Source organism: Streptomyces ziwulingensis (assembly GCF_039542605.1).
GTDB classification, from domain to species: Bacteria; Actinomycetota; Actinomycetes; order Streptomycetales; family Streptomycetaceae; genus Streptomyces; species Streptomyces ziwulingensis.
In genome coordinates, this window is record NZ_BAABIG010000069.1 from 91387 (window position 1) to 110276 (window position 18890).

Annotated in this window: 13 protein-coding genes; 6 read left to right on the forward strand and 7 right to left on the reverse strand. The window is 73.7% G+C overall.

What is annotated here, in order from left to right; genetic code table 11:
* Window positions 1-21: 21 nt before the first annotated feature.
* The 3 genes from ABEB00_RS28465 to ABEB00_RS28475 form a co-directional block, all read right to left on the reverse strand.
* Window positions 22-1485, reverse strand: coding sequence for a glutamate synthase subunit beta (locus ABEB00_RS28465; protein WP_345623300.1), 1464 nt, complete (start codon window positions 1483-1485; stop codon window positions 22-24).
* Window positions 1478-6016 (reverse strand): glutamate synthase large subunit, encoded by a 4539-nt coding sequence (gene gltB, locus ABEB00_RS28470; RefSeq protein ID WP_345623301.1) that lies wholly within the window; start codon window positions 6014-6016, stop codon window positions 1478-1480. The genes ABEB00_RS28465 and gltB overlap by 8 nt, the downstream gene beginning before the upstream one ends.
* Before the next feature lie 428 nt (window positions 6017-6444).
* Window positions 6445-7176 carry a VIT1/CCC1 transporter family protein gene (locus ABEB00_RS28475; RefSeq protein WP_345623302.1) on the reverse strand — a complete coding sequence of 244 codons (732 nt, stop codon included), beginning with the start codon at window positions 7174-7176 and terminating at the stop codon, window positions 6445-6447.
* 274 nt (window positions 7177-7450) lie between these two features.
* On the opposite strand from ABEB00_RS28475, the gene ABEB00_RS28480 reads away from it, so the two are divergent.
* The 6 genes from ABEB00_RS28480 (at window position 7451) to ABEB00_RS28505 (ending at window position 14551) form a co-directional block, all read left to right on the forward strand.
* A complete protein-coding gene (locus ABEB00_RS28480) occupies window positions 7451-8512 on the forward strand; it encodes an ADP-ribosylglycohydrolase family protein (protein ID WP_345623303.1) in 1062 nt (353 codons plus the stop codon).
* Window positions 8509-9909, forward strand: coding sequence for an ADP-ribosylglycohydrolase family protein (locus tag ABEB00_RS28485; RefSeq protein ID WP_345623305.1), 1401 nt, complete (start codon window positions 8509-8511; stop codon window positions 9907-9909). Before ABEB00_RS28480 ends, ABEB00_RS28485 begins: the two co-directional genes overlap by 4 nt.
* A gap of 7 nt (window positions 9910-9916) precedes the next feature.
* Complete coding sequence (locus ABEB00_RS28490; protein ID WP_345623306.1) at window positions 9917-11176, forward strand: ADP-ribosylglycohydrolase family protein; 1260 nt, start codon at window positions 9917-9919, stop codon at window positions 11174-11176.
* Complete coding sequence (locus ABEB00_RS28495) at window positions 11164-12549, forward strand: ADP-ribosylglycohydrolase family protein (RefSeq protein WP_345623307.1); 1386 nt, start codon at window positions 11164-11166, stop codon at window positions 12547-12549. The genes ABEB00_RS28490 and ABEB00_RS28495 overlap by 13 nt, the downstream gene beginning before the upstream one ends.
* A complete protein-coding gene (locus ABEB00_RS28500; protein WP_345623308.1) occupies window positions 12546-13736 on the forward strand; it encodes a CaiB/BaiF CoA transferase family protein in 1191 nt (396 codons plus the stop codon). Before ABEB00_RS28495 ends, ABEB00_RS28500 begins: the two co-directional genes overlap by 4 nt.
* On the forward strand, window positions 13733-14551 hold the full coding sequence (locus ABEB00_RS28505; protein ID WP_345623310.1) for an HpcH/HpaI aldolase/citrate lyase family protein: 819 nt from the start codon (window positions 13733-13735) through the stop codon (window positions 14549-14551). Before ABEB00_RS28500 ends, ABEB00_RS28505 begins: the two co-directional genes overlap by 4 nt.
* A gap of 59 nt (window positions 14552-14610) precedes the next feature.
* Here ABEB00_RS28505 and lgt read toward each other — a convergent pair whose 3' ends face one another.
* The 4 genes from lgt to trpB form a co-directional block, all read right to left on the reverse strand.
* Window positions 14611-15702 carry a prolipoprotein diacylglyceryl transferase gene (gene lgt / locus ABEB00_RS28510; RefSeq protein WP_345623311.1) on the reverse strand — a complete coding sequence of 364 codons (1092 nt, stop codon included), beginning with the start codon at window positions 15700-15702 and terminating at the stop codon, window positions 14611-14613.
* 74 nt (window positions 15703-15776) lie between these two features.
* Window positions 15777-16553 (reverse strand): DsbA family protein, encoded by a 777-nt coding sequence (locus ABEB00_RS28515; RefSeq protein ID WP_345623312.1) that lies wholly within the window; start codon window positions 16551-16553, stop codon window positions 15777-15779.
* An 87-nt stretch (window positions 16554-16640) separates the two neighbouring features.
* The gene (gene trpA, locus ABEB00_RS28520; RefSeq protein WP_345623313.1) at window positions 16641-17456 is read right to left on the reverse strand and encodes a tryptophan synthase subunit alpha; all 816 of its coding nucleotides are present in this window, start codon (window positions 17454-17456) and stop codon (window positions 16641-16643) included.
* On the reverse strand, window positions 17453-18736 hold the full coding sequence (gene trpB, locus ABEB00_RS28525) for a tryptophan synthase subunit beta (protein WP_345623315.1): 1284 nt from the start codon (window positions 18734-18736) through the stop codon (window positions 17453-17455). Before trpB ends, trpA begins: the two co-directional genes overlap by 4 nt.
* Window positions 18737-18890 lie beyond the last annotated feature (154 nt).

Below are 18890 nucleotides of genomic sequence, written 5' to 3' on the forward strand. Positions count from 1 at the left end.
CGGGACAGTTCTCGGATGCCGTCAGACCATCAGTGAGCGGTCCGTCGGGCGGATCGGGGCCGGCAGTTCGCTGGCCCCGGTCAGGTAGCGGTCGGCGCCGCGGGCGGCCGAGCGGCCCTCCGCGATCGCCCAGACGATGAGCGACTGGCCTCGGCCGGCGTCACCGGCGACGAAGACACCCGGCACGTTGGTCCGGAAATCGGCGTCGCGGGCGATGTTACCCCGTTCGTCCAGCTCCAGGCCGAACTGGTCGGTCAGGCCGTTCTCCTTGTCGGGGCCGGTGAAGCCCATGGCGAGGGTGACGAGCTGGGCGGGGATCCTGCGCTCGGTGCCCGGCTTGGGGGTGAGCTTCCCCTCGATGAACTCGACCTCGCTCATGTGCAGCCACTGGACGTTGCCGTCCGCGTCGCCCTCGAAGTGGGTGGTGGAGACGGAGTAGACCCGCTCGCCGCCCTCCTCGTGGGCCGAGGTGACCTTGTAGAGCAGGGGGAAGGTCGGCCAGGGCTGGGCGACCGGGTGCCGCTCCTCGTTCGGGCGGGGCATGATCTCCAACTGCGTCACCGAGGCCGCGCCCTGGCGGTGGGCGGTGCCCACGCAGTCGGCGCCGGTGTCGCCGCCGCCGATGACGACGACGTGCTTGCCCCGGGCCGAGATCGGGGGCGTCACGAAGTCGCCCTCCTGGACCTTGTTGGCCAGCGGCAGGTACTCCATGGCCTGGTGGACGCCCCTGAGTTCCCGGCCGGGGACCGGCAGGTCGCGGGCGGTGGTGGAGCCGACGGCGATGACGACGGCGTCATAGCGCTTCTTCAGGTCGGTCGCCTTGAGGTCGCGGCCGACCTCGACGCCGGTGCGGAAGCGGGTGCCCTCCGCGCGCATCTGCTCGATGCGGCGGTTGATGTGCCGCTTCTCCATCTTGAACTCGGGGATGCCGTAGCGCAGCAGGCCGCCGACGCGGTCGGCGCGCTCATAGACGGCGACCGTGTGGCCGGCCCGGGTGAGCTGCTGGGCGGCGGCCAGGCCCGCCGGGCCGGAGCCGATGACGGCGACGGTCTTGCCGGAGAGGCGCTCGGGGATCTGCGGGGTGACGTCCCCGGTCTCCCACGCCTTGTCGATGATGGAGACCTCGACGTTCTTGATGGTGACCGGCGGCTGGTTGATGCCGAGCACGCACGCCGACTCGCAGGGGGCCGGGCAGAGGCGGCCGGTGAACTCCGGGAAGTTGTTGGTGGCGTGCAGGCGCTCCTGCGCGGCCGACCAGTCCTCGCGGTAGGCGTAGTCGTTCCACTCGGGGATCAGGTTTCCGAGCGGACAGCCGTTGTGGCAGAACGGGATGCCGCAGTCCATGCAGCGGCTGGCCTGCTTGCTGATGATCGGCAGCAGGGAGCCGGGGACGTAGACCTCGTTCCAGTCCTTGACGCGTTCGGCGACGGGGCGGGACTCGGCGACCTCGCGGCCGTGGTTCAGGAAGCCCTTCGGGTCAGCCATTGAGCGCCGCCTCCATCATCTTCTCGGTGATCTCGGACTCGGTCAGCCCGTCTCGCTCGGCGGCGTCCTTGGCGGCGAGCACTGCCTTGTACGTACTGGGGATGATCTTGGTGAAGCGCTGGGCGGCGGCGGGCCAGTCGGCGAGCAGCTTCCCGGCGACGGTGGAACCGGTCTCCTCGGCGTGCCGGCGCACCACGTCGTGCAGCCACTTCCTGTCGGCCTCGTCCGGGGCCTGCACGGCGCCCAGGTTGCCGACGTTGACGTTGTCCGGGTCGAGGTCGATGACGTAGGCGATGCCGCCGGACATGCCGGCCGCGAAGTTGCGTCCGGTCTCGCCGAGGACGACCGCGTGGCCGCCGGTCATGTACTCGCAGCCGTGGTCGCCGACGCCCTCGGAGACGACCAGCGCGCCGGAGTTGCGGACGCAGAAGCGCTCGCCGACCTTGCCGCGCAGGAACATCTCGCCGCCGGTGGCGCCGTAGCCGATGGTGTTGCCGGCGATGACGCTGTACTCGGCGAGGTGGTCGGCGCCGCGGTCCGGGCGGACCACGATCCGGCCGCCGGACAGGCCCTTGCCGACGTAGTCGTTGGCGTCGCCCTCCAGGCGCAGCGTGACACCGCGCGGGACGAAGGCGCCGAAGGACTGGCCGGCGGAGCCGGTGAAGGTGATGTCGACGGTGTCGTCGGGCAGGCCCGCGCCACCGAACTTCTTCGTCACCTCGTGGCCGAGCATGGTGCCGACCGTGCGGTTGATGTTGCGGATGGCGACCTGGGCGCGGACGGGGGCGGCGTCGGTGGCGCCGGTCACGGACAGGGCGTCGGCGGCGAGCTTGATCAGTTCGTTGTCGAGCGCCTTCTCCAGGCCGTGGTCCTGTGCGACGACGCGGTGGCGGGCCGCGCCCTCGGGCAGTTCGGGCACGTGGAAGAGCGGCGCCAGGTCGAGGCCCTGTGCCTTCCAGTGGCTTATGGCGCGGGTGACGTCGAGGGTCTCGGCGCGGCCCACGGCCTCCTCGATGGTGCGGAAGCCCAGCTCGGCGAGGATCTCGCGGACCTCTTCGGCGATGAACTTGAAGAAGTTCACGACGTACTCGGCCTTGCCGGAGAACCGCTCGCGCAGCACCGGGTTCTGGGTGGCGATGCCGACCGGGCAGGTGTCCAGGTGGCAGACGCGCATCATGACGCAGCCGGAGACGACGAGCGGCGCGGTCGCGAAACCGAACTCCTCGGCGCCCAGCAGCGCGGCGATGACGACGTCGCGGCCGGTCTTGAGCTGGCCGTCGGTCTGGACGACGATCCGGTCCCGCAGGCCGTTGAGCAGCAGGGTCTGCTGGGTCTCGGCGAGGCCCAGCTCCCAGGGGCCGCCCGCGTGCTTGAGGGAGGTCAGCGGGGAGGCGCCGGTGCCGCCGTCGTGGCCGGAGATCAGGACCACGTCCGCGTGGGCCTTGGAGACGCCCGCGGCGACCGTGCCGACGCCGACCTCGGAGACCAGCTTGACGTGAATGCGCGCCTGGGGGTTGGCGTTCTTCAGGTCGTGGATGAGCTGGGCGAGGTCCTCGATGGAGTAGATGTCGTGGTGCGGCGGCGGGGAGATCAGGCCGACGCCGGGGGTGGAGTGCCGGGTCTTGGCGACCCAGGGGTAGACCTTGTGGCCGGGGAGCTGGCCGCCCTCGCCGGGCTTGGCGCCCTGGGCCATCTTGATCTGGATGTCGTCGGCGTTGACGAGGTATTCGCTGGTGACGCCGAAGCGGCCGGAGGCGACCTGCTTGATGGAGGACCGGCGGGCCGGGTCGTACAGGCGCTCCGCGTCCTCGCCGCCCTCACCGGTGTTGGACTTGCCGCCCAACTGGTTCATGGCGATGGCGAGCGTCTCGTGCGCCTCCTGCGAGATGGAGCCGTACGACATGGCGCCGGTGGAGAAGCGCTTGACGATCTCGCTGACCGGCTCGACCTCGTCGAGGGGGATCGGCTGCCGGTCGGAGGTGAAGCCGAAGAGGCCGCGGAGCGTCATCAGCCGCTCGGACTGCTCGTTCACCCGGTCCGTGTACTTCTTGAAGATGTCGTAGCGGCCGGAGCGCGTGGAGTGCTGGAGGCGGAAGACCGTGTCCGGGTCGAACAGGTGCGGCTCGCCCTCGCGGCGCCACTGGTACTCGCCGCCGATGTCCAGCGCGCGGTGGGCCGGGGCGATGCCGGAGGCGGGGTACGCCTTGGCGTGCCGGGCGGCGACCTCCTTGGCGACGACGTCGATGCCGACGCCGCCGATCTTGGTGGCGGTGCCGCTGAAGTACTTCGCCACGAAGTCGAGGTCGAGGCCGACGGCCTCGAAGACCTGGGCGCCGCGGTAGGAGGCGACGGTGGAGATGCCCATCTTGGACATGACCTTCAGCACGCCCTTGCCGAGGGCGTAGATCAGGTTGCGGATGGCCTGCTCGGGCTCCATGCCGGGCAGGAAGGTGCCGGCCCGGACCAGGTCCTCGACGGACTCCATGGCCAGGTACGGGTTGACGGCCGCGGCGCCGTAGCCGATGAGCAGGGCGACGTGGTGGACCTCGCGGACGTCGCCGGCCTCGATCAGCAGGCCCACCTGGGTGCGCTGCTTGGTGCGGATCAGGTGGTGGTGGACGGCGGCGGTGAGCAGCAGCGAGGGGATCGGCGCGTGCTCGGCGTCGGAGTGGCGGTCGGAGAGGACGATCAGCCGGGCGCCGTTGCCGATGGCGGCGTCGGCCTCGGCGCAGATCTCCGTGATGCGGGCGGCGAGCGAGTCGCCGCCGCCGTGCACCCGGTAGAGGCCGGAGAGGGTCGCGGCCTTGAAGCCGGGCATGTCGCCGTCGGCGTTGACGTGGATGAGCTTGGCCAGCTCGTCGTTGTCGATCACCGGGAAGGGCAGCAGGACGCTGCGGCAGGAGGCGGCCGTCGGGTCGAGCAGGTTGCCCTGGGGGCCGAGCGCGGAGCGCAGGGAGGTGACGAGTTCCTCGCGGATGGCGTCCAGCGGCGGGTTGGTGACCTGCGCGAAGAGCTGGGTGAAGTAGTCGAAGAGCAGCCGGGGGCGGTCGGAGAGCGCGGCGATCGGCGAGTCGGTGCCCATCGAGCCGATCGGCTCGGCGCCGGCCTTGGCCATCGGCGCGAGCAGGACGCGCAGCTCCTCCTCGGTGTAGCCGAAGGTCTGCTGGCGGCGGGTGACCGAGGCGTGGGTGTGCACGATGTGCTCGCGCTCGGGCAGGTCGCTCAGCTCGATCTCGCCGGCCCGGAGCCAGTCGCCGTACGGGTTCTCGGCGGCGAGCTGCGCCTTGATCTCGTCGTCCTCGATGATGCGGTGCTCGGCGGTGTCCACGAGGAACATGCGGCCGGGCTGCAGGCGGCCCTTGCGCACGACCCTGGCCGGGTCGATGTCCAGGACGCCGACCTCGGAGCCGAGGACGACGAGGCCGTCGTCGGTGACCCAGTAGCGGCCGGGGCGCAGGCCGTTGCGGTCGAGGACCGCGCCGACCTGGGTGCCGTCGGTGAAGGTGACGCAGGCCGGGCCGTCCCAGGGCTCCATCATCGTGGAGTGGTACTGGTAGAAGGCGCGCCGGTCCGGGTCCATGGAGTCGTGGTTCTCCCACGCCTCCGGGATCATCATCAGCACCGAGTGCGGCAGCGAGCGCCCGCCCAGGTGGAGCAGTTCCAGGACCTCGTCGAAGGAGGCGGAGTCGGAGGCGTCCGGCGTACAGATCGGGAAGATCCGCTCCAGGTCCGAGGAGGACCCGAAGACGTCGGAGGCGAGCTGCGACTCGCGGGCGACCATCCAGTTGCGGTTTCCCTTGACCGTGTTGATCTCGCCGTTGTGCGCGACGAAACGGTAGGGGTGTGCCAGCGGCCAGGACGGGAAGGTGTTGGTCGAGAACCGGGAGTGCACGAGCGCGATCGCGGAGGCGAAGCGGCGGTCGGACAGGTCCGGGAAGAAGGGTTCGAGCTGGCCGGTGGTGAGCATGCCCTTGTAGACGAGGGTCCGCGCGGACAGCGACGGGAAGTAGACGCCGGCCTCGCGCTCGGCGCGCTTGCGCAGCGCGAAGGCGCGCCGGTCCAGGGCGATCCCGGTCGACGCTCCGTCGGTGACGAAGAGCTGGCGGAAGACCGGCATGGTCGAGCGGGCGGTGGCGCCCAGGAGCTGCGGGGCGACCGGCACCGAGCGCCAGCCGAGAACGGTCAGACCCTCCTCGGCCGCGATCGTCTCGATCTGTGAGACGGCGTCTTGAGTGCCGGACTCCGGCAGGAAGGCGATGCCGACCGCGTAGGCGCCCGCCTCGGGCAGGTCGAATTCGGCCACCTCTCGGAAGAAGGCGTCCGGGACCTGGGAGAGGATGCCGGCGCCGTCGCCCGAGTCGGGCTCGGAGCCGGTGGCGCCGCGGTGCTCCAGGTTGCGCAGGACGGTGAGGGCCTGATCGACCAGCGCGTGGGAGGCCTCGCCGGTGAGAGTGGCGACGAAGCCGACGCCGCAGGCGTCGTGCTCGTTGCGGGGGTCGTACATACCCTGCGCGGCAGGGCGAGCATCCATGAAGGACCAGTTCTGGCCATTCGCGGAGTGCTGGGACGGCTGGCGCGGCGTACGCATCGGCTCTCCCGTCGTCGTCAGTGGCAAGTGCATGTGCCGAGGGACGACGCTGGCCCTCTGCGTGGCTGCAAAATTTCGTGCAGGTTACATGATGAAACGGTTCTCGGAAACCGGATATTCCGTTTCAGCATGCGGACACCAGGGTGCGTCGCGGGGGTACCGACACCAGTGGTGAAAAGCGTGGGGGCCCGGCAGGGACAGATCGATGTCCGTCGGGCCTGAAGGGGGCGGAGCGGGTGTCGTCGCCCACTCCGCGGGTGCGCCGCGGGCACCATTGCCCACAGCGCTTACGGCTCATGCCCGGTGGTCACGCATTCGAAACCAACGAGTAACGGGTACTTATGCGGTCCTCCGCATACGTTCGAGCCGCGTCATCCTACGGCCGTTCCGAACAGGCTGCCCAGGGCGTACGTCACACCGGCCGCGGCGCCGCCCAGGACGAGCTGGCGCAGACCGCCGTACCACCAGGTGCGCGCGGTCACCCTGGCCACCACCGCGCCGGACAGGAAGAGGCCGGCCAGCGCCACCAGCACCGCGGGCCACAGCGCGCTCGCGCCGAGCAGGTAGGGCAGCACCGGGAACAGGGCACCCAGCGCGAAGGAACCGAACGACGAGACGGCCGCGACCAGCGGTGAGGGCAGGTCGCCGGGGTCGATGCCGAGTTCCTCGCGGGCGTGTATCTCCAGCGCCCGCTCGGGGTCGCGGGAGAGCTGCCGGGCGACCTCGCGGGCCAGCGGGGCCTCGACGCCGCGCGCCTGGTAGAGGGCGGCCAGTTCGGCCTCCTCGTCCTTGGGGTGCCGGCGCAGCTCGCGGCGCTCGACGTCCAGTTCGGCCTGGACCAGCTCGCGCTGGGAGGCGACGGAGGTGTACTCGCCGGCCGCCATGGAGAAAGCGCCGGCCGCGAGTCCCGCGAGGCCGGTGATGACGACGGTCTGGTGGCCGACCGAGCCGCCGGCCACGCCGGTCATCAGGGCGAGATTGGAGACCAGGCCGTCCATGGCGCCGAAGACGGCGGGGCGCAGCCAGCCGCCGTTGACGTCCCGGTGGGTGTGGTTGTCGCGGTGCGCCTCGTGCAGCGCCGCTCCGGTCTCGATGATCGCCATGGGGTCCCCCAGATGCTCCGGTCAGGCGTCCGCCTGCTTGTTCGGTCACGCTTCTTAGACAGGTTCTACTTCTCGACAACGACCAATCTACGCCCGTCATTCCCCTCCCGCCAGCAAGGAAAGGCTGGGCTAACCTGCGGTTATGCCCTTACGCGCTCATCCGTGCGGCTACTCGCGCATATGTCGACCGGGTGATGCTGGGGGCCGTGAGGCTGCGGTGCGCCCCGCACCGGGGACATCTTCCGCAAGGTCCGCGACGGGAGAGGAGTGGCCCATGGGAGCGACCGCGCCGACCGCGTCGACGGCCCGCGTCCCCCCGCCCCCCGTGCTCCGGGGCGCCGCCGGACTGCGCGAACGGGCCCGCGGCGCGCTGCTCGGCCTCGCGGTCGGGGACGCCCTCGGCGCCCCGGCCGAGAACATGAAGCCCTCCGAGATCCGGGCCCGCTGGGGCCGGATCACCGGTTACGTCGCCGAGTGTCCCTGCGGGACCGACGACACGGAGTACGCGATCTTCTCCGGCCTGCTGCTGGCCCGGCACGGCGCGGCGCTCACCCCGGCCCTGGTGGGGGCGGCCTGGCACGAGTGGATCGCCGACCGCGAGGAGGGGCCGTTCCGGGGCGCCGGTTTCAGCGAGCGCGGCACGCTGGAGAACCTGCGCCGGGGGCTGGCCGCCCCGATCTCCGCCCAGCACCGGCACGCGTGGAGCGACGGACTGGCCATGCGGGCCGCGCCCTACGGGGTGTTCGCGGCGGGGCGGCCCGCGGAGGCGGCCCGGCTGGTGGCGATCGACGGCTCGGTCAGCCACGACGGCGAGGGCATCTACGGCGGCCAGGCGGTGGCGGCGGGTGTCGCGGCGGCGATGGCGGGCGCGCCGGTGGTCGCGGTGGTGGCCTCCGCCCTGGCCGCCGTACCGGACGACTCCTGGACGGCCCGGTCGCTGCGGCGCGCGGTGACCGCGGCGCACCGGGGGGAACGCGCGGTCCGCTCCGCGGTGGTGATCGGCGGCTACCCCTGGACCGACCTCGCCCCCGAGGCGGTCGCCCTCGCCTTCGGCGCCTACGCGGCGGCCGACGGCGAGTTCACGGACGCGGTGCTGACGGCCGTCAACATGGGGCGCGACGCCGACACGACGGCTGCGGTCGCCGGTGCGCTGGCCGGGGCGGCGCGGGGCGCCGCCGCGATCCCCGGCGAGTGGGCGGCGGCGATCGGCCCGGCTCGCGGAAGCTGTCTGCCGGCCATGGCCGGCCACCACGTCCTGGAGGTGGCCGACCTCCTGACCCCGTCCCCCGACAGCCCCCCGGCCCCGGCGCACGAGCCGGCGGAGACGCTCCCATGACCCCCCTCCGCCCACCCACCGACGAGCCCGCCACCACGGCGCACGCGGCCCCGCCCGGCACGCCGGGCACCCCCACGGTTTGCGCCACCGCACCCGGTGCCCCGGGCACCACCACGGTTTGCGCCACCGCACCCGGTGCCCCGGGCATCACCNCCACCACGGTTTGCGCCACCGCACCCGGTGCCCCGGGCATCACCACCAGCCACCGCCCCTCCCCCGGCCTCGACCCCGCCCCCGTGTCCGGCGCGCGGCGCAGCCCCCTCGCACCCCCCGGCCCCCGCCGCATCGAGGGCCTCCTGCTCGGGCTGGCCGCCGGGGACGCCGCCGGCTGGCCCGCCGCGCGGCACCGTGCCGCGCGGATGCCGGAGTGGACCCGGCGGCTGACCCGGGAGCTGGACACCTTCGCCGAGCAGAACGCGACCACCACCCTTCCCGTCCCCATCGCCCTGAACCAGCCCCCGGAACCCCTGCGGCTGGGCCCCTCCGACGACGCCGAGTGGGCCGCCTTCATGGCGGAGGCGGTACTGCGGGCCGGGGACGCCCACGCGCTCGGCGACCTGAGCCGGGACCGCCGGCTCCGCGCCGCCCTGGACCTGACCTGGAACGCCGTCGCCAGTGAGGTGGCCGCCGCCGCGGACCGCGCCCCCGAGGTCGAGTCGGCGGTCCTGCCGCTGCGGGCCCGGATCTCCGTCCGGGCCGGCCTCGGCAACCTCGCCGCCGGTCTGCGCCCGCCCGCCACCGGCCACGACAACCCGCACTACTTCGACGACGCCGCCTGCGTACGGGCCTGCGTCCTCGCCGTCGCCCACCCCGGCCATCCCCGGCTCGCCGCCGACCTCGCCGAGTTCGACGCCCGCTACACCCAGGACGGCGACGGCGTGCACGGCGCCCGCGCCATGGCCGCGGCGGTGGCCCGCGCCCTCGACGGCGCCGACGTGACCGCGTGCGTGGCGGCGGCCCTCGCCGAGCTGCCCGAGGAGACGGAGGCCGGGCGCAACGCCCGGCAGGCGCTGGCCCTGGCGGAACGCGCCGAGAGCACGTTCGCCCTGGTACCGCTCCTCGAACACCAGATCGTCGACCACGTCTACAGCTACGGCATCGCCGCCGCCGAGACCGTCCCGGTCGCCCTCGCCCTCGCCACCGCCGCCCGGGGGCGGATCGCGGAGGCGGTACCGGCGGCGGCCTGCCTCTCCCGGGTCGCGGACTCCGCTCCCGCCCTGGTCGGCGCGCTGACCGGCGCCCTCGGCGGCGGCGCGGCGATCCCCGGGCCGTGGCGCGACACCTGCCGCACCCTCTCGGGCTGCGCGCTGCCCCGGCTCACCGGCACCGATCTGGTGGACCTCGCCGAACTCCTCGAAGCCGCGCGCCCGGCCCGCGCGGCCCGACCAGAAAGCTGATGCGGACATGACTGTCAATGCATACGCAGCGGACGCCCGGAGGGCAGAGCACGCGGAGTACCGCGCAGGGCTCGCGGAGCCCGCGGAGTGCGCCGAACGCACGGAGCCTGCGGACCCGACGGCGACGCTGGACGAGCGGATCTCCCGCGCCCTCGTCGGCGCGGCGGTCGGTGACGCGCTGGGCGGCCCGGTCGAGGGCTACTCCCCCGAGCAGATCCTGGAACGCCACGGCGGCCGGGTGCGCGGCATCGTCGGCCCCTGGCACGGCGACGACTGGCGCACCGCCCGCCCGGTCGCCCCCTACCACAAGGGCGACGGCCACGTCACCGACGACACCCTCATGACCCACGCGCTCATCAGGGTGTACGCCACCGTCCGCGACCACCTCGACGCCTACGCGGTCGCCGAGCACCTGGTCCCGGACCTGCTGACCACCCCGCGCTGGATTCCGGAACTGGAGGCCGAGGCGCTCCCCCTCCAGCGGATCTTCCTCGCCGAGAAGTGGCTCGTGGCCCGGCTGCACCACGGCCACGTCGACCCCCGCGAGGCCGGGGTCGGCAACATCGTCAACTGCGGCGCGGCGATGTACATGGCGCCGGTCGGCCTGGTCAACGCGGCGAACCCGGCGGCCGCGTACGCCGAGGCGCTCGACGTCGCGGGCGCCCACCAGTCGTCGTACGGCCGGGAGGCGGCCGGTGTGCTGGCCGCGGCCGTGGCCGCCGCCTGTACGCCCGGCGCGACCCCGGACTCCGTGGTGGCGGCCTGTCTCTCGGTGGCCAAGGACGGTACCCGCACCGCGATCGAACGGGTCTGCGAAGTCGCCGCCCGGTACGGCGACTTCGAGTCGGCGCTGGCGCCGCTGCGGGCGGCGGTGGCCCCGTACGACACCGTGGGACCGGAGTACCGCTCCCCTTCTCTCGGCGCCCGCCGCCCGTCCCGGCTGCACGCGATCGAGGAACTCCCGGTCGCCCTCGGCATGGTGGTCGTGGCCGGCGGCGACGGCCGGCACGCGGTGCTCGGCGCGGTGAACTACGGCCGCGACTGCGACTCCATCGCCACCATGGCCGGGGCGATCACCGGCGCGCTGGGCTCGGCCGTACCCGAGGAGTGGGCGGCGGCGGTCGCCGAGGCGAGCCGGCTGGACCTGAGCGGGCCGGCCGCGGTCCTCACCGGCGTGGCCCGGGAGGTCTTCGCCCGCGACCTGGACCGGCGCCGCGCCCATGAGCGGGCGTTCGCCGCGCTGGGAGGCGCCCGGTGCTCCGGCTGACCTGGGTGCAGCCCGAGGACCTGCTCGGCCACGAACTGCGCCAGGCGGCCCTGGACGGCCGGGACGCGGCCGCGGTCGCGGACCGCTGGCGGGCGGCGGGCGGGGCCGAGGCCCCGGTGCGGGCGGGCGCCTCCGTCGAGCCCGCCTCCCCTTCGCTGCGTCTGCTCGCGGAAGACCTGCTGGACGAACTCGCCGCCCTGCCCAGCCCGCGGGCGGCGGCCGAGCCCACGGACCTCGACCGGATCAAGGATCTCTGCCCCGACTGGCCCGCACCGCCCACCGCCGGCCCCGGACCCGGCCGCGCCCGCCCGGCCCCGGACCCGGTCCGCCTGGAGGCCGGCTGGCTGGGCCGGGCCGTCGGCTGCCTGCTCGGCAAGCCCGTGGAGAAACTCCCGCTGGACGCCATCCGGCGCCTCGCCCGCGCCACCGGCAACTGGCCGCCGCGCTCCTACTTCACCGCCCGCGGCCTGCCCGCCGACCTCGCCGCCGCGCACCCCTGGAACCGTCGCTCGGCCGCCACCTCCCTCGCCGAGAACATCGACGGCATGCCCGAGGACGACGACCTCGACTACCCGCTCCTCAACCTCCTGCTGCTCCGGCGCCACGGCCGCGACTTCACCACCGAGGACGTGGCGCGGCTCTGGCTCGACGAACTCCCGGCGGGCCGCGCCTTCACCGCCGAACGCGTCGCCCTGCGCAATCTCCTGGCCGGCCTCGAACCCCCGCACACCGCCCGGTACCGCAACCCCTTCCGGGAGTGGATCGGCGCCCTGATCCGGGCCGACCTGCACGGCTGGACCAACCCGGGCGATCCCGCGGCCGCCGCCGGGCAGGCCCACCGCGACGCGGTGCTCACCCACACCGCGGGCGGCGTGCACGCGGCGATGTTCGCGGCGGCCGTCATCGCGGCGGCCACCACCGGCACCCACGACGTCCACGCCTGCCTGCGCACCGGCCTGCGGGTCGTCCCGCCCGGCTCCCGGCTGGCCGGCGCGGTCCGGCACGCCGTCCGGCTGGCCCGGACGCACGCCGACTTCGACGTGGTCGTCGACGCGCTGCACGCCGCCCACGGCGCCCGGCACCACTGGGTGCACGCCGTCCCCAACACCGCCCTGATCGCCGCCGCCCTCACCCACGCCGACGGCGACTTCACCGGCTCGGTGAGCCGGGCCGTCTCCGGCGGCTGGGACACCGACTCCAACGGCGCCACCGCCGGCAGCGTCGCCGCCCTGCTCACCGGTGACCCCGCCGCCCTCCCCCAGCACCTCACGGCCCCGCTGAAGAACCGTCTCGCCAGCTCCGTCGCCGGCTTCGACGGCACCGGCTTCGACACCCTCGCCCACCTCACCCACCGGGAGGCCACCCGCCCATGACCACCCCGCCCCTCACCGGCCTGCGCGTCCTGGACCTCGCCACCCTCTTCGCCGGCCCGCTCGCCGCCACCATGCTCGGTGACTTCGGCGCCGAGGTCGTCAAGGTCGAGCACCCCAGCCGCCCCGACCCGTCCCGGGGCCACGGCCCCGCCAAGGACGGCGTGGGACTGTGGTGGAAGCTGCTCGGCCGGAACAAGCGCACCATCACCCTGGACCTGTCCACACCCGGCGGGCGCGCCACCCTGCTCCGGCTCGCCCGCACCGCCGACGTCGTCATCGAGAACTTCCGCCCCGGCACCCTGGAACGCTGGGGACTGGGCTGGGCGGAACTGTCCGAGGCCAATCCGCGTCTGGTCCTGACCCGGGTCACCGGCTTCGGCCAGTTCGGGCCGTACGCCCACCGCCCCGGCTTCGGCACCCTCGCCGAGGCGATGAGCGGCTTCGCCGCCATGACCGGCGAACCGGACACGCCCCCGACCCTGCCGCCGTTCGGCCTCGCCGACTCCATCGCCGCGCTGGCGACGGCGTACGCGGTGATGACCGCCCTCGCCGCGCGGGACCGCACCGGCGCCGGGCAGGTCGTGGACATGGCGATCATCGAGCCGATCCTGACCGTACTCGGCCCGCAGCCGCTCTGGTACGACCAGCTCGGCCACGTCCAGCCCCGTACCGGCAACCGCTCGCAGAACAACGCCCCGCGCAACACCTACCGCACCGCCGACGGCACCTGGGTCGCCGTCTCCACCTCCGCCCAGTCGGTCGCCGAGCGGGTGATGCGCCTGGTGGGCCGTCCGGAACTGGTGGCCGAGCCGTGGTTCGCCACCGGCGCCGACCGGGCCCGGCACGCCGACGTGCTGGACGCGGCGGTCGGCGACTGGATCGCCCGCCGCTCCCGCGCCGAGGTGCTCGCCGCCTTCGAGGCGGCCCAGGCGGCGGTCGCCCCCGTGCAGGACGTACGGGACGTGCTGGCCGACCCGCAGTACCGGGCACTGGACACCGTCACCACGGTCGACGATCCCGAGCTGGGCCCGCTGCGGATGCAGAACGTCCTCTTCCGGCTCTCCGCCACGCCGGGCGCGATCCGCTGGGCGGGCCGCCCGCACGGCGCGGACACCGAGGAGGTGCTCACCGAGCTGGGCCTCACCCCGGGCGACCTCAAGGAGCTGCGGGAGGCGGGCGCCGTATGACCACACACCCGCTGACCTGGCTGTACGCCCCCGGGGACCGTCCGCAGGTGGTCGCCAAGGCGCTGGCCTCGGGAGCCGACGTGGTGGTGGTCGACCTGGAGGACGCGGTCGCCCCGGACCGCAAGGAGTACGCCCGCGCGGCCACCGCCGAACTGCTCACCGCACCCCAGCCGGTCCCGGTGCACGTGCGGGTGAACGCCCTGGACGGGGCCGAGGCGGCGGCCGACCTGGCGGCGCTCACCGGCCCGCTGCCCGGCCTGTCCGGGCTACGGCTGCCCAAGGTGACCTCGCCCGAGCAGGTCACCCGGGTGGCCGGCGCCGTCGCCGGGACCCCGCTGTACGCGCTGCTGGAATCGGCGCTGGGCGTGGAGCGGGCGTACCCGATCGCCGCCGCCCACCCCCGGCTGTGCGGGATCGCCCTGGGCGAGGCGGACCTCCGCGCGGATCTGGGGGTGGGCACGGACACCGGCCTGGACTGGTCGCGGTCCCGGGTGATCGTCGCCGCCCGCGCGGCGGGTCTGCCCCCGCCCGCCCAGTCCGTCCACCCCGACACCCGGGACCTGGCGGGTCTGGCGGCCTCCTGCGCGCACGGCCGCGCCCTGGGGTTCCTGGGCCGTGCCGCCATCCACCCCCGGCAGCTCCCGGTCATCGAGCGGGCGTACCTGCCCACCGCGGCGGAGCTGGACGAGGCGGAGACGGTACTGAAGGCGGCGGCCCGGGAGGCGGGGGCGCAGGCGCTCCCGGACGGGCGGTTCGTCGACGCGGCGGTGGTCGCGGCGGCGTGGCGGACGCTGGCGCCGGCGGACCGGCGGTGAACACGCGGTGAGGGCGCCCGGATCACTCCGGGCGCCCTCACCTGCGTACCACCGTCCGGTCAGCGCTTCTCCGCCGGACCGGCCCCGTCCGTCACCTCCGCACGCACACCGTCCGAAGCCCGCTCGCCGTCCGAAGCCTTCTCGGCGTCCGGAGCTTTCCCGGCACCCGGAGACTTCTCTGTGTCCGAAGCCTTCTCGGCGCCCGAAGCCTTCTCGCCGTCCGAAGCCTTCTCGGCGTCGGCGGCGAGGTCGCCGTCCCCGGTACCGTCCGCGTCCGCGGTGCCGTCCGCGTCCGCGGTCCCGGCCGTGCCGCCGTTGGTCCCGTCACCGTCGGAGACACCCGGCTCCACCGCGGTCTCCCGGCCCGGCCGCTTCTTCGCCGACAGCACGAGGTAGACCACCGCGAGGACGAAGACCAGCAGCGCGGTCCAGTTGTTCAGCCGCAGGCCCAGGATGTGGTGGGCGTCGTCGACGCGCATGTACTCGATCCAGAACCGGCCCGCGCAGTAGGAGGCGACGTACAGGGCGAACGCCCGTCCGTGGCCCAGCCTGAAGCGGCGGTCGGCCCAGATCACCAGCAGCGCGACACCGACGCACCACAGCGACTCGTAGAGGAACGTCGGGTGGTAGGTGCCCGGTTCCCGGCCGTCCGCCGTGGACGTGATCTCCACCGCCCAGGGCAGTTCGGTGGCCCGGCCGTACAGCTCCTGGTTGAACCAGTTGCCCCAGCGGCCGATGGCCTGCGCGAGGGCGATGCCCGGGGCGATCGCGTCCGCGTAGGCGGGCAGCGGGATGCCCCGGCGGCGGCAGCCGATCCAGGCGCCCAGCGCGCCGAGCGCGATCGCGCCCCAGATACCGAGGCCGCCCTCCCAGACCTTGAAGGCGTCCACCCAGTCGCGGCCCTCGCTGAAGTACAGCTCGTAGTCCGTGATGACGTGGTAGAGACGTCCGCCGACCAGGCCGAAGGGAACGGCCCAGACCGCGATGTCGGCCACCGTGCCGGGCCGCCCGCCGCGGGCGACCCAGCGCCGGTTGCCGAGCCAGACGGCGACGAAGACGCCGATGATGATGCAGAAGGCGTAGCCGCGCAGCGGAATGGGGCCGAGGTGCACCACACCGCGCGACGGGCTGGGGATGAAGGCAAGTTCCATGGCAGGGTCGACGCTACCGTGCCGGGCCTCGCCCGCGCCGGGCAGCCCGGCTACGGGTGCATAACAGGAGCGGACTACCCGGCGGCGTCCTGCACGGTCTTCTTCAGCTTGGCGGGGGTCATGGTGCGGTCCTGGTAGATGTTCTTGCCGTCGAGCAGGACGGTCGGGGTGCCGCTGAAGCCGCCCTTCTGGAACGCCTCGTTCGACTTGTCGACCCAGCCGTCGTGCGTGCCGCCGGTGACACAGCGGCGGAAGGCGGGGGTGTCGAGGCCGTCGACCTTGGCCGCCAGCTCGATCAGCTTGCCGTTGTCGGCGAAGGTGTCGTCGGTCTCCGGCGGCTGGTTGTCGTAGAGCACGTCGTGGTACTGCGTGAAGCGGCCGGCGCCCTGGGCGCAGGCGGCGGCGTTGGCGGCCCGGCGGGAGCCGGTCCCGCCCATGTTGCCGTCGATGATCGTGGCCAGGTGGTAGTCGACCTTGAGCTGGCCGGCGTCGGTCAGCTCGTGGATCGTGGAGCGGTACGCCACCTCGAAGTTCTTGCAGGCGGGGCAGCGGAAGTCCTCCCAGACGGTCAGTGTCGACCGCGCGCTCTCCTTGCCGACCGGGATCGCGAGGCCGTCCTTGCCCTGCGCGCCCGAGGGCGCGACGACCGGGCCCGACGCCTCGCTGTCGTCGTCCTCCTTGCCCGCGTTCGCGGCGACCACGCCGATCACCGCCGCGAGTGCCAGGACACCGATGACCGCGGAGCCCACGATCAGGCCCCGGCGGCGCTTCTCGGCGCCCTTCTGCTTCTCGCGCTCGACCGCCAGCCGCTCGCGGGCGGTGCTCTTTCCCTCACGGTTCTTCTCGCTCACACCCCGCAGAACGAACCGGGGAGGCGCACCGCGCCTCCCCGGTCCCAGGTCCACCCGTACGAGGGACTTGTACGACGACTTCCGTCGTCACACCTGTCCGCGCACGCCCTTGGCGAGGTCGGCGGCGAGCGCGCGCACGCCTTCGAGGCCGGCCGCGTGGTCGGGCGCGTCCAGCATCCGCTTGACGAACGCCGAGCCGACGATCACGCCGTCGGCGAAGCCCGCCACCTCGGCCGCCTGGGCGGCGTTGGAGACGCCGAGCCCGACGCAGACCGGCAGGTCGGTGCCGGCGCGGGTGCGCCGCACCAGGTCCGCGGCCTGCGCGCCGACCGACTCGCGGGTGCCGGTGACGCCCATCAGGGAGGCGGCGTAGACGAAGCCGCTGCCCGCCTCGGTGATCTCGGCGAGCCGCGCGTCCTTGCTGCTGGGGGCGACGACGAAGACGGTGGCGAGCCCGTGCGCGTCGGCGTGCTCGCGCCACCGCGCCGACTCCTGGACGGGCAGGTCGGGCAGGATGCACCCGGCGCCGCCCGCCTCGGCGAGTTCGGCGGTGAACCGTTCGACGCCGTAGCGGTCGACGGGGTTGAAGTACGTCATGACCAGGACCGGCGCGCCGGTGGCCTCGTACGCCTCGCGGACCGTGCGCATCACGTCGGCGATCCTGACGCCGCCGCGCAGGGCGATGTCGTCGGCGGTCTGGATGACGGGGCCGTCCAGGACGGGGTCGCTGTGCGGCAGTCCGACCTCGACGACGTCGGCGCCGCCGGCCAGCGCGGCCTTGACCGCCTCGATGCCGCCGGCCACGGTCGGGAACCCGGCCGGGAGGTAGGCGATGAGGGCGGCGCGGCCCTCGGCCCGGGCGCCGGCGAGGGTGTCGTCCAGCAGTTTCACGTTCCCGCTCACTTGACGTCCCCCTGGATCTCGGCGGTGCCGGCGGCGTCCTCGGTGACCTCGGCGTCGGTGTCGTACAGGTCGAAGTAGCGGGCGGCGGTGTCCATGTCCTTGTCGCCGCGGCCGGAGAGGTTGACGACGAGCAGGGCGTCCGGGCCCAGCTCCCTGCCCACCTCCAGGGCGCCGGCCAGCGCGTGGGCGCTCTCGATGGCCGGGATGATGCCCTCGGTGCGCGACAGCAGGCGCAGGGCCCGCATCGCGGCGTCGTCGGTGACCGCGCGGTACTCGCCGCGGCCGGAGTCCTTGAGGTAGGAGTGCTCCGGGCCGATGCCCGGGTAGTCCAGGCCGGCCGAGATGGAGTACGGCTCGGTGATCTGCCCCTCCTCGTCCTGGAGGACGTAGGAGCGGGAGCCGTGCAGGATGCCGGGCTCGCCGGCGCTGAGGGTGGCCGCGTGTTCGCCGGTCCCGATGCCGTGTCCGGCGGGCTCGCAGCCGATCAGGCGGACGCCCTCGTCGGGGATGAAGGCGTGGAAGAGGCCGATGGCGTTGGAGCCGCCGCCGACGCAGGCGATCGCGGCGTCGGGCAGGCGTCCGGTGCGTTCCAGGAGCTGGCGGCGGGCCTCGACGCCGATGACGCGGTGGAAGTCGCGGACCATCGCCGGGAAGGGGTGCGGGCCGGCGACCGTGCCGAAGAGGTAGTGGGTGCGGTCGACGTTGGCGACCCAGTCCCGGAACGCCTCGTTGATGGCGTCCTTCAGGGTGCGGCTGCCGGACTTCACGGCGATGACCTCGGCGCCGAGCATGCGCATCCGGGCCACGTTGAGGGCCTGGCGCTCGGTGTCGACCTGGCCCATGTAGACCGTGCAGTCGAGGCCGAAGAGCGCGCAGGCGGTGGCCGTGGCGACGCCGTGCTGACCGGCGCCGGTCTCGGCGATCACCCGGGTCTTGCCCATGCGCTTGGTCAGCAGGGCCTGGCCGAGCACGTTGTTGATCTTGTGGGAGCCGGTGTGGTTGAGGTCCTCCCGCTTGAGGAAGACCCGCGCGCCGCCCGCCTGGGCGGCGAACCGGGGGACCTCGGTGAGCGCCGACGGGCGGCCCGTGTAGTGGACCAGCAGGTCGTCGAGTTCGCGGGCGAACTCGGGGTCGTGCTTGGCCTTCTCGTACTCGACGGCGACCTCGTCGACGGCGGCGACGAGGGCCTCCGGGATGAACTTGCCGCCGTAGGCGCCGAAGTAGCCTTCGGCGCTGGGGATCAGACCCTCGGGGTCCGGGATGAAGAACTCGCTGGGCATGCGGAAACCTCACGGTGGGTGTGGGTCAGGACACGGATCGCCGTGGGGGCGGGAATCGGCGGCCGGCTTCCGGCCGCACCGGACCGGTCGCGCGCACGCCGCGGTGGCCGTGCCGCGCACAGCGCGGTGGCCGCGCGTCGCACAGCGCGGTGGC

What these genes read in the sequence shown, in the direction of transcription:
- trpB (WP_345623315.1), bottom strand. Translation starts at nt 18,736, where the DNA reads ATGCCCAGCGAGTTCTTCATCCCGGACCCCGAGGGTCTGATCCCCAGC.
- ABEB00_RS28465 (WP_345623300.1), bottom strand. Translation starts at nt 1,485, where the DNA reads ATGGCTGACCCGAAGGGCTTCCTGAACCACGGCCGCGAGGTCGCCGAG.
- lgt (WP_345623311.1), bottom strand. Translation starts at nt 15,702, where the DNA reads ATGGAACTTGCCTTCATCCCCAGCCCGTCGCGCGGTGTGGTGCACCTC.
- ABEB00_RS28500 (WP_345623308.1), top strand. Translation starts at nt 12,546, where the DNA reads ATGACCACCCCGCCCCTCACCGGCCTGCGCGTCCTGGACCTCGCCACC.
- ABEB00_RS28490 (WP_345623306.1), top strand. Translation starts at nt 9,917, where the DNA reads ATGACTGTCAATGCATACGCAGCGGACGCCCGGAGGGCAGAGCACGCG.
- ABEB00_RS28475 (WP_345623302.1), bottom strand. Translation starts at nt 7,176, where the DNA reads ATGGCGATCATCGAGACCGGAGCGGCGCTGCACGAGGCGCACCGCGAC.
- ABEB00_RS28480 (WP_345623303.1), top strand. Translation starts at nt 7,451, where the DNA reads ATGGGAGCGACCGCGCCGACCGCGTCGACGGCCCGCGTCCCCCCGCCC.
- gltB (WP_345623301.1), bottom strand. Translation starts at nt 6,016, where the DNA reads ATGGATGCTCGCCCTGCCGCGCAGGGTATGTACGACCCCCGCAACGAG.
- ABEB00_RS28505 (WP_345623310.1), top strand. Translation starts at nt 13,733, where the DNA reads ATGACCACACACCCGCTGACCTGGCTGTACGCCCCCGGGGACCGTCCG.